The sequence below is a fragment of the Limosilactobacillus viscerum genome (assembly GCF_947387525.1).
Classification (GTDB): domain Bacteria; phylum Bacillota; class Bacilli; order Lactobacillales; family Lactobacillaceae; genus Limosilactobacillus; species Limosilactobacillus viscerum.
Map to the genome: position 1 here is coordinate 1 of NZ_CANDNW010000041.1, position 12,258 is coordinate 12,258.

13 protein-coding genes are annotated in these 12,258 nt (G+C 43.3%); 7 read left to right on the forward strand and 6 right to left on the reverse strand.

The genetic code is table 11. From position 1 onward, the window contains the following. Positions 1 to 80: 80 nt before the first annotated feature. Positions 81 to 773 carry a TVP38/TMEM64 family protein gene (locus QOS07_RS08705; protein ID WP_283588562.1) on the reverse strand — a complete coding sequence of 231 codons (693 nt, stop codon included), beginning with the start codon at positions 771 to 773 and terminating at the stop codon, positions 81 to 83. Between the two features lie 3 nt (positions 774 to 776). Next, positions 777 to 2,027 (reverse strand): DUF2075 domain-containing protein, encoded by a 1,251-nt coding sequence (locus tag QOS07_RS08710; protein ID WP_283588563.1) that lies wholly within the window; start codon positions 2,025 to 2,027, stop codon positions 777 to 779. Positions 2,028 to 2,195: 168 nt separating this feature from the next. Here QOS07_RS08710 and QOS07_RS08715 point away from each other — a divergent pair, with 168 nt between their 5' ends. The 4 genes from QOS07_RS08715 to QOS07_RS08730 all read left to right on the forward strand — a co-directional run bounded on the left by QOS07_RS08715 (position 2,196) and on the right by QOS07_RS08730 (position 8,508). Beyond that, complete coding sequence (locus QOS07_RS08715; protein ID WP_283588564.1) at positions 2,196 to 3,971, forward strand: 1-deoxy-D-xylulose-5-phosphate synthase; 1,776 nt, start codon at positions 2,196 to 2,198, stop codon at positions 3,969 to 3,971. Between the two features lie 222 nt (positions 3,972 to 4,193). Next, entirely contained in the window at positions 4,194 to 5,831 is a 1,638-nt protein-coding gene (locus tag QOS07_RS08720) for an ICP22 family protein (RefSeq protein WP_283588565.1), read from the forward strand. Positions 5,832 to 6,122: 291 nt separating this feature from the next. Beyond that, a complete protein-coding gene (locus tag QOS07_RS08725) occupies positions 6,123 to 7,511 on the forward strand; it encodes an amino acid permease (protein ID WP_283588566.1) in 1,389 nt (462 codons plus the stop codon). A gap of 154 nt (positions 7,512 to 7,665) precedes the next feature. Next, on the forward strand, positions 7,666 to 8,508 hold the full coding sequence (locus tag QOS07_RS08730) for a DNA/RNA non-specific endonuclease (protein ID WP_408613364.1): 843 nt from the start codon (positions 7,666 to 7,668) through the stop codon (positions 8,506 to 8,508). Positions 8,509 to 8,721: 213 nt separating this feature from the next. Here QOS07_RS08730 and QOS07_RS08735 read toward each other — a convergent pair whose 3' ends face one another. The 4 genes from QOS07_RS08735 to QOS07_RS08750 form a co-directional block, all read right to left on the reverse strand. Next, positions 8,722 to 9,003 (reverse strand): hypothetical protein, encoded by a 282-nt coding sequence (locus tag QOS07_RS08735; RefSeq protein ID WP_283588567.1) that lies wholly within the window; start codon positions 9,001 to 9,003, stop codon positions 8,722 to 8,724. A 170-nt stretch (positions 9,004 to 9,173) separates the two neighbouring features. Continuing rightward, positions 9,174 to 10,109 (reverse strand): VapE domain-containing protein, encoded by a 936-nt coding sequence (locus QOS07_RS08740; protein WP_326521334.1) that lies wholly within the window; start codon positions 10,107 to 10,109, stop codon positions 9,174 to 9,176. After that, on the reverse strand, positions 10,070 to 10,573 hold the full coding sequence (locus QOS07_RS08745; protein ID WP_283588568.1) for a hypothetical protein: 504 nt from the start codon (positions 10,571 to 10,573) through the stop codon (positions 10,070 to 10,072). The genes QOS07_RS08740 and QOS07_RS08745 overlap by 40 nt, the downstream gene beginning before the upstream one ends. Positions 10,574 to 10,698: 125 nt before the next feature. Next, positions 10,699 to 10,941: a protein kinase family protein gene (locus QOS07_RS08750; RefSeq protein WP_283588569.1), complete on the reverse strand. Its 243-nt coding sequence runs from the start codon at positions 10,939 to 10,941 to the stop codon at positions 10,699 to 10,701. 293 nt (positions 10,942 to 11,234) lie between these two features. On the opposite strand from QOS07_RS08750, the gene QOS07_RS08755 reads away from it, so the two are divergent. The 3 genes from QOS07_RS08755 to QOS07_RS08765 all read left to right on the forward strand — a co-directional run bounded on the left by QOS07_RS08755 (position 11,235) and on the right by QOS07_RS08765 (position 12,106). Further along, positions 11,235 to 11,408, forward strand: coding sequence for a hypothetical protein (locus QOS07_RS08755; protein WP_283588570.1), 174 nt, complete (start codon positions 11,235 to 11,237; stop codon positions 11,406 to 11,408). Positions 11,409 to 11,499: 91 nt separating this feature from the next. Continuing rightward, positions 11,500 to 11,793: a hypothetical protein gene (locus QOS07_RS08760; RefSeq protein ID WP_283588571.1), complete on the forward strand. Its 294-nt coding sequence runs from the start codon at positions 11,500 to 11,502 to the stop codon at positions 11,791 to 11,793. A gap of 73 nt (positions 11,794 to 11,866) precedes the next feature. Then, complete coding sequence (locus QOS07_RS08765; protein ID WP_204785587.1) at positions 11,867 to 12,106, forward strand: cytochrome b5 domain-containing protein; 240 nt, start codon at positions 11,867 to 11,869, stop codon at positions 12,104 to 12,106. The last annotated feature ends 152 nt before the right edge of the window (positions 12,107 to 12,258 follow it).

Sequence of the window (12,258 nt, forward strand, 5' to 3'; positions counted from 1 at the left end):
TAAAAACCGGATGATGAATTGTTCAAAAAATTCATCATCCGGTTTTTATTTTGGACTAGGAGTTTTTTCCCAGCCTCGTTTTATACGGCTGCTTGCTTACCATTTCGGTCACGCTTAATTAATTTCTTAATTAGGAGATACATTGCAATTACGATTACAATTGCGATCACCGCACCAATGATCCGCTTGCTGTCACCCTTGAAGAGGGCATCACCACCAAAGGCGTAGATAAATGAAGTTGGGGCCATTCCCACGGTAACCATGGCGAGATAACGAGCGCGACTAACGTTTAGCTGTGCACCAGCGTAGTTAACTAACACACTCGGAATGACCGGAACCATAAAGCCAATGGTTAAACCAATCAGCGGGTGACTCTGATTCATCAGTGTGTTTAATAGCTTTGATTTCTTTGTTCGCTTAGAGAGGTCAATTTTGCGAATAATACTCATTACAGCACAGTTACCGAGAATATTACCAATCCAATTGATAATGAACCCAATTACCGGCCCATAGCAAAGCCCAGCAAAAACACAAACGAAGGAATTCGACATTCCCGGAATTGCATTAAAGGTCGCAATTAAGGCCAGCAAAAGGAGTACATCCTTGACTCCGTGGCTCCGGATCATGTGTAATAAGACCATCTTATTATGTGGGTTCATGTGCATCAGCAGAATTAGGTCTGGCCGATAATCACGGTAAATAAAGTAGATTAAAATAAGTGAAACGATTACCCCGCCAGAAATAAGCAGAGGTTTATTAAGCTTCTTTTTCATTTACTAACCCTCCTGTGGGATTGTGAAGCCAGCCGTACTAAAAAGTTTTCTAAGCGTCTGACGAAGTAGGGGATCATGCGCATAAAGATAGGTGCCATATACGCCGCGCTTGAATAAAACATTCAGTGAATTCATTATCATTCTTTCTTCGAGCGCTTTGATTTCTTTAGGATCCGTTAAGTCCGCACGCTTTTTAAATGCTTCACTATCAGTATACTTATCGAGGTTGATTTGTAGCCTATTACTCCCCGGTACTTGACTGATCGGGGGACCAATAATAATCCCCGTGTAATTGAGGTCAAAGCCCTGACAAGTGTAGATTGAACCAACTTCATCAATTGTTGATGTGATTTCTGCCCATGGAGTAACCGTGTAATTATACTGGTCCCACGGCATCTTAAATTTTCCTTCGCGGATATAATGTTTTCCCCCATCCAGAGTCGATGGGTAACCCGACGTTGATAAAATCCGCGAAAGACCGACTTCATTATTCCGCTGAACGATTGCTTGACGCATTGCCTCTGCATCATCATACACGCGGAAGTCATAATTTGTTCGTGCGTTAGTTGGGAATGGCTGTACCTCATAATCACTCGTGAAGTGGTTAAACCAGGCAACTAGGTCGTCGCTAGCAGTCATTCGAAACATGTGACGAAGGTGATATTCTTTGTGTGGATACTGGTGGGTGATTTTTTCAAGTCGTTCCGGTGTCCAAAGGCTTTTCATTCGAAGAACCTGGTACTGGTCAAAGACAACGATAACCACCTTGGCCCGTTTAATAATCTCCACTAATTGGTTGTCATGGTAAAAATTATTATAATGGTCAGCCTTGGACAAAAGAAGGTGTGCCTCATCAATTACCGCAACGTCAATCTTTTGCTGCTTTTTATCTAGTTGGTTAATTAATGAAGTGGGGCGGGCAAAATCTTTTTTATACAGTTCGGGTCGTTGCCCGGCAATCTCACGATAAACCTTTAATATTTCCGGATGATTTACTAAAAAGTAGTTTTTGGTGCCGTAAAATGGTGACTGCTTATTTCGCCGTGCCGCCACTTGCATGCGGTCAAATAACTGTGAAAGGACCACGCTTTTACCAGTACCCGCATCACCATAAATAGTATAAACCGCTGGGAAATTTTTTTGTAAGTGCTCGCTTGTGAAATTTATGATATCTTCAACGAGCTTTTCCTGCTCATTCGTTAATTTTTTGAGCGGTGAAAGTTTGTCTACCGCCGCATTGGTCAAATCCCCCATATCAAATTAAGCCCCTTATTTCGATCTCTATACGTAGTTAATGGTATCGAAATCGAGACAGTTCGTCAATTTAGTTGTGCTTAATTTTCGTCTGCTTGTGAAAAGTGTTAAAATAAGTAAGTAAATATTGCGAAAAAGTATTATAAGACTAAAAAGGAGTGGCGGTAGATGAATCGACATCCAGATTATCTATTAAACGAAGTGAACGAACCGGAAGATATAAAGGGGATGTCACTTGATGAGCTGAAGCAGTTAGCTCGCGAAATGCGGCAACTGGTTTTAGAGCGTGACGCTGCAATTGGTGGCCACGTTGGTCCCAACCTTGGTGTGATGGAACTGACCATTGCATACCACTATGTATTTAACTCTCCACATGACAAAGTAATCTGGGATGTTTCTCACCAAAGTTACCCGCACAAGATGCTAACTGGGCGGAAAATGGCCTTCCTTGACCCTGACCACTATGAGGATATTTCTGGTTTTACATCACCGGAAGAAAGTAATCATGACTTCTTTGAGATTGGCCACACGTCGACTTCCATCGCCCTTGCAGTCGGAATGGCGCAAGCTCGTGACCTTCTTAATCCAGAATCAACGGATAATGTTGTTGCTGTGATTGGTGATGGTTCCTTGAGCGGTGGCCTTGCCTTTGAAGGCTTAAATAATGCGGCCAAGCTAAAATCAAACCTGATTATCGTGGTAAACGACAATCAAATGTCAATTGATGAAAATCAGGGTGGCCTCTACAATGGCTTAAAGGAATTGCGTGATACCAAGGGTCAGTCTGAAAACAACATCTTTAAGTTTATGGGCCTTGATTATCGGTATATTGAAAATGGGAATGATCTTCAGACAATGATTAATGCCTTTAAGGACGTTAAGGATATCGATCACCCAATTGTGCTGCATGTCTGCACGCAAAAGGGGCTCGGCTATGAACCAGCGATGAAAGAAAAAATGGCTTACCACTGGCGGACACCGTTCGACCTGAAGTCTGGTGAAGGTAAGGGGAAGTCCAAGAGTGAATCATATAGCGACGCAATCCTAACTGAACTTGACCGTCAAATCGATGCCGGTGTGCCAGTTGTGGCGTTAAATTCAGCTATCCCGGGTGTCTTCGACCTTAAGAAGTTCCAGGCTAAACATCCGGACCGTTATTATGATGTTGGTATTGCTGAGCAAGACTGCATTAGTACTGCTGTTGCCATGGCAGTTGCTGGTGCACGCCCAGTGGTATTCCAAAATTCGACATTTTTGCAACGTGCTTATGACCAGTTGATTCATGACATGGCGCTTAATGATGCACCGATAGTTATGATTGTTCGTGGTGGTACGATTGCCACAGAATCGGCAACCCACCAAGGATCTTTTGATATTTCAATGATTAGTGATTTACCAAACATAGAATATCTGGCACCAACAAATGTTGAAGAACTGATTTCAATGCTGCGGTGGGCAATCAAGCAGACGGACCAACCGGTTGTTATCCGGCAGCCAGAAAAACCATTGCTGCACGGGAAAGCCACTCAGGACAACTATAGTAATATTAAGTACGATATTGCTCACCACGGTAGTGAGGTTGCCATCATGGCGGTTGGTGACTTCTGGGAACTCGGCGAAAAGGTTTGTGCCGAATTAAAGAAGAAGCTCAATATCGATGCAACATTGATTAACCCGAAGTCGTTAACAGGGATTGATCCGGAAGTATTGCACCACTTGGCGGAAAATCATGATGTTGTGGTTACGCTAGAAGACGGCAACTTGAGTGGTGGCTTTGGCGAGACCATTGACCGTTACTACGGGCCAAAGTCGATGAAGGTACTCAACTTTGGTGCTCCACGTGAATTTGCGGATAATGTACCGTTAGAAGTACTTTACGAATGGTACCACTTAACGCCAAAACAAATTGTTGATGACATTGAAAAGGTAATCCATTCACTATAAAAATGGTTCAGCAGATTGATTTTACTACTCGGAATCACTTTGTTAGAACATAAAAATTGAAGTCGTAAGAGACTGAGTTAATTCTCAGTCTCTTTGTCTTTTAAATTACATGGAAATTGCTAAAAAGCTATTCTTCTACTGGATGATTCTTGTGTTTTAAAGGTGCGGTAAAAATATCTTCTCGTATTTATTAAGTGAAGTCTAAATATGAGGAGAGTTAACATGAAGAAAAGATCACTTAAACTGACATTAACCACGTGCACAGCACTAGCCATTCTATCGCTTGGTGGTGCAACAGCACTTGCTGATGAACAGGTGACTACACCATCTGAACCAGTTAGTGTAAGCAACAAAAACCTGGACCAGCAAGAAACGGTTAGTCGTGAAATTACGGTAGTAAGTCCCGAAAATGGAGAGGAGACGGTTATCAACCAGGTTGCTAACCGGGTAACGCAGGGAGAAAGCGACCATTCGAATGTCTGGCTTGAATATTTCCCGCCATTTTATGAAGGCTACCGACCATCTGAACTGACCATCCCACCAGTAGTGGTCAAAGAAAATACCAAGCCGGAAAAAATAAAGATTACTTACCAGCCGTTGAGTCCTAGTGATATTCAAACAGCCAGAGTAGCAATTGTCTTGGCTGATATTGACGGTAAGGAACCCGATAAACTAAGGCTAACTAAATGTGATCAAAATGGTTACGTTGACCTGCCAACTCTTGATGACGGTTGGGAATACGTAAATAAATCCGGACTTCCTGATAAAATCCACTTTTTCATGCATGGAAATGTTCACAGTATTCGCATCATGATTCAGAAGAAGGGAACTCAAGTCGAGCCACCAACTGAACCGGTAGAGAAAGTTGTGACGAAGCAGCTATCAAGAAAAATTATCCTCCATTTGCCGAGTGGAGATAAGGTTATTACACAAGAGGCAGTGGCTACTAAAACTAATGATCAGTGGACAGTTGAACCGTTTGAACCTTACGTAGTCCCGACTGTTGATGGATATGAAGCGTCGATTAAGGAGGTACCAGCGTGTTCACTTTCAGAAGATGAACTGGATGAGCCAACCACCTTTGAGGTTAACTACAGTCCAGTAGAAAGTGAAAAGGGTGACGAGGAAACAGAAACTGAAGGAGGTCAAACAGAAGGTGATAAGAGTGAAGTTGACCAGCCAACAAGTGGGGAAGACAACGAAGAAAACACACCACCGGTAAAGGATGATCAACCAGAAGAACCTGATAAATCTGAACCAGAATCGCCAACGATTGACCAACCAGCGACCAGTGAAGACGATACGGATTCCAATACGAAAGATCAGGATAAGTCTGATAAGAACGACGAATCAGGTTCGACAAGTAAGGAAGAACCAGATCGCCCAAATACTGGTAATAATGAGGAGCAAAAGGGTAGTGATGAAGAGGTAATTGTTCCACCGGTAGAAAATAACGATGATCAAGATTCAAACTTACCAGACAGTAAAGATGATGTTGACCAAAATAACAATAAAGAAGAAGCATCTAACAACAGTGAAGAGGATTCCAATCAAAATAAGACAGGAAACAACCAACAACCAACATTGCCCGGAGGAATGGATAGCAAGACTGAATCGGTAATTGACGCAAGTAACTCCGGTCTACCAGCTAATCAACAAGAAAACATTCCAAATTTAGGTGCCAAACTTAGTCAGTTACAGGCTCCATTAGAACTTCTTAATAATGATCCACAGAACGTAGCCGAAACTCTTCCACAGACAGGAAATGATTCTGGAAAGTTAACAAAATTAATAGGCATTGCTATCTCAGCATGGGTAGCGCTTTCTAACCTTTTGATTTTTAACAAGAAAATAAATTAATTTAAATAAAAGCTTGCATTTCTCATATTCTCATAGTATTCTAATGGCATACCGAATAAGGAATTGGAGGAAGTAAAAATGCAATTGTTCAATCAGATTTTACAAGTGAATAGTACTTCCACCACAACCACAACCACAACAATCTAGCATGTGGTTGGGGATAATTTCATATTCCTTTGAATAGTGAAAATTAACAGCTATCCAAAAACTTCAACCACAGTTACTTAAACGAGTGCTAAGTGGTAAGGAGTTTTGGGTAGCTTTTTTAATTGGGAAAGAGAGGTTTTTCACATGGCAATGCATGAGAAAGTTAAGCTTAAACGGACGATGACGCCGGGACAAATGGAAATGATTGCGATCGGTGGGACGATTGGTAGTGGGCTCTTCATGGGTGCAACTTCTACCATTAAGTGGACCGGTCCTTCAGTATTGCTGGCATACGCGTTTGTCGGGATTGTCCTATATGGTGTAATGCGGGCGCTTGGTGAAATGATTTATGTTAATCCCGGAACTGGTTCCTTTGCGGATTATGGTGACCAGTATATCCACCCCTTTGCCGGTTACCTTACAAAGTGGAGTAACATCTTTCAGTTCATTATTGTTGGGATTTCCGATATTATCGCAATGAGTCAATACCTTAATTATTGGTGGCCCAAACTACCGGATTGGATATCTGGTATTGTCGTGATTATTATGCTGACACTAGCAAACCTCGTCTCTGCGAAAGCATATGGTCGACTAGAATTCTGGTTTGCGATGATTAAGGTTGTAACGATTGTTGTAATGATCATCGTCGGACTCTTGGTAATTGTTGTTGGTCTTGGTAATAATTGGCACCCAGTTGGTATTTCCAACATGTGGACGCACGGTGGGTTCTTCACCGGTGGCTTTATGGGCTTTATGTTCTCAATGTCAGTGATTGCCGGTTCATACCAAGGAATTGAGCTGCTCGGTATTACTGCTGGTGAAGCTGCTTCTCCACGGCACGCAATTGTTAAGTCAGTTAAGTCAGTTATTTGGCGGATCTTGATCTTCTACATCGGCGCAATCTTCGTAATTGTTTCGATTTACCCATGGAACCAGTTAGCAGCTGTTGGTTCACCATTCGTTGAAACCTTTACTAGAGTTGGTATCACTGGTGCTGCAGGAATCATTAACTTCGTTGTTTTGACTGCTGCTTTATCCGGTGCCAACTCAGGAATTTACAGTGCTAGTCGGATGCTTTTCAAGTTGTCAATTGATGGACAAGTGCCAAAGTTCTTTGGTAAGTTATCAAAGCGGGTTGTTCCAAACGTTGCCGTTGTAACGATTGCTTTTTGGATTATGGTTGGCTTTGCGGTTAACTCAATTTTGTCAATAGTTAATAAGGATGCAAGCAACATTTTCGTGGTTGTTTACAGTTCAAGTGTTCTTCCCGGAATGGTACCATGGTTTGTTATTCTGTTGGCAGAGCTGAATTACCGGAAGCAAAATCCTGAAGATTTGGTTGACCACCCATTCAAGATGCCACTTTACCCGGCTTACAATTACTTCAGTTTAGCCGCATTAACGATCATTTTGATCTTCATGTTCTTCAACCCTGATACGCGGGTTTCGGTTTCGGTTGGTGTTATCTTCATTGTCATTATCTGGTTTGCCTTCCGTCACCAGTTAAAGAAGGATGCTTCAGCTGCTAAATAATTAGTATAGAGTTCTCTAACGTTTGATCTATCAATGTTAGAGGACTTTTTCTTTTACAGAAAAGCAGATAAATTAATCCACTAACTTTTTATGACCACATGTTCGGTTCAATGTAGTAAAATGAAAGTATCATTTGATACGAGAGGATTTTATAATGTATCGATTAAAGAAAAAATTTTGGCACATCCTGGTTGTATTTATCCTATTGATTGCGGCGGGAAGCTATTTTGGCCGGCCGACAAGTGGCGATGCTTCGCTGACTTGGGGAATCCAACAGTTAGCTTCCTGGAGTAGTGGTAGTTCTCGCAATAGTAGTGAACATAACCAGCCGCCAACGAAAGAACAAGCGGAATCGGTCCTTACCCCGGTTGTCAAGCAACAACTTGGTGGATCAATTAAATGGAATGGTGCGGGAGCTTTTGTGATTAATAATAATCAGCCGCAGCTAAATGCAAAGATCAGCAGTGCACCATACGCGGTTAACATCAAAGATAATCAAGGTCGCGCGTGGCGGGGGGATGCCTGGTTAAACCGAACCACCCGGCAGTACCAAAACCGTGCGGAAACAGGGAATGGTGCAACCAACTGGCGGCCAGCTGGTTTTCTACAAGCCCATAATCTGACTGGTGGTTATAGTCATGCTTACGATCGGGGCCACCTCCTTGGTTATGCATTAGTGGGCGGTATTCGTGGATTTAACGCTTCCGAATCGAACCCGGCTAACATCGCTACCCAGACCGCATGGGCGAATGAAGCGCGGAGTTCTTATTCCACTGGTCAAAACTACTATGAAGGCTTGGTACGCAAGGCCTTAGACCAGGGAAAGCAAGTTCGTTACCGGGTAACCGATATTTATGACGGTAATAACTTGGTACCATCAGGAGCACACATCCAGGCTTTATCCAGTGATGGGAGCTTATCCTTTAATGTATTCGTGCCGAATGTGCAGAGAAACATTGATATCGATTATTCAACTGGACGGGTGGCTCAAAGATAAGCGGCTCAAGGGATTAAGGCTGATATAAAGGCATTTTGTGACATAGATGGAAAATGTATAATATGCGCATATTTTACAATAGAGTGTGTATATACACCGTTTGTGAGCTAGAAAGTAAGATAAACAGGTCACATTTAGGTCACACCCTGTCACATGCATAAAATCAGAGCAAAATAAAAAAGCGCCTCTTAAGTGAGGTGCTTTTTTTGGTTATTATGCTGGTGTGTCCTTTTCATCAAAATGGTCCAAGGGGTAGTAAAGCGAGAACAAGTAGAGCGCATGCGGCCTAACCTTGTTATAATATTGGGTGTGTCCGTACCCGCATTTGTACGCGATAGAGTGCTCCGGGAGACCATCAATAATTCCACGGAGGACGGTTTGACTGACTTCTGGAAGTGCTGCAATCACTTGGTCGGTGGCGTGTAACGCTTCTTTTTGTTCAGCAAACCGCTCAAAGGAGGCATCGGGGACTTTGAAACCTTCAGGTCCGGGCATACCATCCATACTCGGAGAACTAGGCAATCCAGCTAGCTTAACAGAAATCTTATATTGGGGTACAGTCACGCGCAAGAAGTGCACAGCCGTATGACTGTGCATTTTTTTATTAGAAATATTGGTATATACCAATGGTATCATCCTTTCAAAAAAATCAAAATCATATGAGTTTAGGCCTTTGCCAGGTCGTCATTTAGCTGCTTTAGGTCTTTAATGGTTTCATCAGTAGACACATATCCACTCCGGTGAGACCGACCGACCTTGACCAAAGTGTGCTTAAAGCCTAGATCATTGGTTAGGATAGGCTGGAGCTTCTTGGCGAGAGAGGAATTGTCACGGTCTTCACCGGTGATGTACTTAACGATTTCACGCGTTTCAAATTGCATCGGCCATTGACAACGTTGTTGCTTGAGACGGGCGTTGACAAAGCCAATGGCATTAATCTTGATGTCGTCGATGTATTGAAGACTTACCCGCATTTCCTGGAGTTGGTCTTCCTCGGCCCGGCTTAAACTAAAGAAGCTAACGAGCTTGCCATCGGATTTAAGCTGGAGGTACTTAGCGTAAGCTTCTGCCCAAAATTGGTCGACTAACCATGGAGTTATTGAGCTATTTGGCCCGGCGCAATCCATGGTATGACGTGCTTTGCTTACCAGGAAAGGGACAAACTTCCGCTGCCCGTGAGAGGCGGTATAAAGGTTTTGTGTAAGATTACTGGTACGGCACATAATAAAAGTTCTTTCAATCTTGGTAGGGAGGGTGTCGTACGGCTTACGTACCTTAAAGAAGGGAGCACTCGCGATTTGCTTTAGAGTTTCAACGCCGCTCTTCTTGGAAGCCGTCATTTCATCGTCATTAACACAAAGCATACCAGCCATCGCTAAATTGTCATCCTTTTGGTCGAAGCTCCGGATACCTTGGAGATACCAATCAAAGTTATCCCGCGGCCATGTTGAGTCTAAGCCCTTCTTGCCGAAGGAGTTGAAATATTTCATTAAAAAGGTGGTCTTACCAACCCCCTGTGTACCGATAAGGTCGAATATCTGGTCGAACTTTCCGCCGGGATTTACCCCAAGTAGACAGCGGCAATACCAAAAATTTCCGATTCATGACGCATAGTTTTATTGTCTGGAACACCCAAAAAATTGATGAACATTGTCTTCAGGCGTTCTTTGCCGTCCCAAGCGGGGAGTGAGTCGATGTAACTGCTGACGGGATCGTAAGAGTTTTGCTGAGCAACCGCGGTGATAGCTTTAAGCATCCCGTGTTGTGAAATTACGTTACCTTCGACTTGCTCAAGGCCCGTTTCGATTTGGCCAATGACCTTATCATCTAAAGGAAAAGCCCGGTTGCGGTCAACGTCGGTCACGGTACCATCATCGTCACGCTTTTCATAGCGAGCGTGTACGTATTGAGTATCAATCGCGTGCAAAAACTCGATTTGCTTGCTGACGCGGTTGTAAGCTAAAGAATGGCCACAAATCCGAGGGTTGACAATTTCCAGCTGGTAATTAGAAACCATCCCTGCCTTTGGACGCTTTTTTTCATCCTTCTTGCCAACGGTAATCATACGAATATTTGGCTTCTTTTTTTAGTCAAAAATTGAGCACAAAAAAGACGACCAGTTGAGGTCGTCTTTTAATTTTTGTGTTTGGATTAGTCTTGGCTACTCGCTTCCGCAAAATGTACAAGCGGTTAAAAGTCGGCGAACTCGCGAATCGCCCGCGGCTTGATATCGGAGTAGTAGTAAGACCGCGAATAGCCACAATCCATCACGATACGATATTCTGGGTCGCCCGCGGTTAGTCCTTTTATCTCAATCGTAAGCGGGTGGTCAAGTGTGGCGATGATTTGACGGGTTAAATGTACGGTTTCCGATTCTTCCGCGTATTTTTCAAACGCTGCCTTGGGTTCGCGGAACCCGGACATACTGCTCATGCTTGGGCTGCTCGGGTACTTCGCAAGTTGCATCGCGCGCTAATAGCGCGGAATGGTGACCTTTAGAAAATGTTCGCAAGTTTGCTGCTGGGGTTTAGCTGCTACAAGAGATGATGAAAAAATATATTATCTCCTCTCTTTTTTGCTACTTAATTTCTTTGAGTGTGGTGTCCAACTTGTGCGGAGGTTCGTCGGTTTACTTATAAGCGGCGACTACTGGTCAGGCCGAAGATGCTCAAAAAGATTACCAAAACACTATTAACAAGCTGTTTACGAAGAAGTTCTGTGCTTCGTTGACCGAGGGTGTCTTTGGTAACCACCAAGAAGATTACACTCTTCGCTTGGAAGAACCGACTGAATTTGACATTTATGATGCCAGCTTTATTGGCTATTACTGTGGTAAGGGTAATGGCTACCTGGTAACCAAGGCCCAGAATTATAAGCAAACTGCGGTTTTCGCTAAGTAACTGCAAATCAAGAAGCGTACTGACCGTCGATGGTTAGTGCGCTTTTACTTTGGCATAAATGTTATAATTAAGGTTAATAAGGGGTGGAAGAATGACACAAAGTTACGTCGTTTTAATCCAGAAAAAACCAACGAAGACGGATGCTGTCGTTTATTGGTACGCATACCGGAAACGTGAGGATGCGCTAACACAGTGCCGTGACTTAGCACAATACCAGCACGACCAGTTGCAAGCGAAGGGGCCAGTTGAGCTGACCAAGATAACGACGCCGGTTGTCGAGATGGAGACTAATGAGGTTAAAACGCAGGTTGATGGTTACAAGGTAACGGCGGGTAACTTTACCGGCCGTTATACCGTTCAAATGATCCGTGCCATTCGCGACTAGCAACCGCTTTGATTTGAGGCGACTGATAAATCGCGGTAAAATAAAGGCAGACTATGCAAGGAGATCCTAATAAATGAAAAAGTTTAGTAAAGCAGAATTAGCTAAATTTGATGGTCAAAATGGTCAACCAGCATACGTTGCGGTTGATGGGACCGTCTATGATGTGTCTGGCAAGGACGCCTGGAAAGGCGGCAAACACCATGGCAACCTCGCTGGGCGGGATTTGACTGACGTGCTGTGGAATAAGTCGCCACATAAGGATAGTGTTCTGTCAGGGTTGCCGGTAGTTGGTAAGCTGACCGATGATGAATAAATGCATATAAAAGGAGCCTGGTGATTTTGGTAGCCAAGCTCTTTTTTAGGTTAAAATGTTCTTTGGGCGTTTTTGTTATGGCAGATTGCAAGAAATAACTTGAACGAATTTAATGACGTAAATTAAGCAGGAAGATCTCGATTGGTGTGCGC

What these genes read in the sequence shown, in the direction of transcription:
- QOS07_RS08745 (WP_283588568.1), bottom strand. Translation starts at nt 10,573, where the DNA reads ATGATTACCGTTGGCAAGAAGGATGAAAAAAAGCGTCCAAAGGCAGGG.
- QOS07_RS08710 (WP_283588563.1), bottom strand. Translation starts at nt 2,027, where the DNA reads ATGGGGGATTTGACCAATGCGGCGGTAGACAAACTTTCACCGCTCAAA.
- QOS07_RS08750 (WP_283588569.1), bottom strand. Translation starts at nt 10,941, where the DNA reads ATGAGCAGTATGTCCGGGTTCCGCGAACCCAAGGCAGCGTTTGAAAAA.
- QOS07_RS08760 (WP_283588571.1), top strand. Translation starts at nt 11,500, where the DNA reads ATGACACAAAGTTACGTCGTTTTAATCCAGAAAAAACCAACGAAGACG.
- QOS07_RS08715 (WP_283588564.1), top strand. Translation starts at nt 2,196, where the DNA reads ATGAATCGACATCCAGATTATCTATTAAACGAAGTGAACGAACCGGAA.
- QOS07_RS08705 (WP_283588562.1), bottom strand. Translation starts at nt 773, where the DNA reads ATGAAAAAGAAGCTTAATAAACCTCTGCTTATTTCTGGCGGGGTAATC.
- QOS07_RS08765 (WP_204785587.1), top strand. Translation starts at nt 11,867, where the DNA reads ATGAAAAAGTTTAGTAAAGCAGAATTAGCTAAATTTGATGGTCAAAAT.
- QOS07_RS08725 (WP_283588566.1), top strand. Translation starts at nt 6,123, where the DNA reads ATGGCAATGCATGAGAAAGTTAAGCTTAAACGGACGATGACGCCGGGA.
- QOS07_RS08720 (WP_283588565.1), top strand. Translation starts at nt 4,194, where the DNA reads ATGAAGAAAAGATCACTTAAACTGACATTAACCACGTGCACAGCACTA.
- QOS07_RS08735 (WP_283588567.1), bottom strand. Translation starts at nt 9,003, where the DNA reads ATGCCCGGACCTGAAGGTTTCAAAGTCCCCGATGCCTCCTTTGAGCGG.
- QOS07_RS08730 (WP_408613364.1), top strand. Translation starts at nt 7,666, where the DNA reads ATGTATCGATTAAAGAAAAAATTTTGGCACATCCTGGTTGTATTTATC.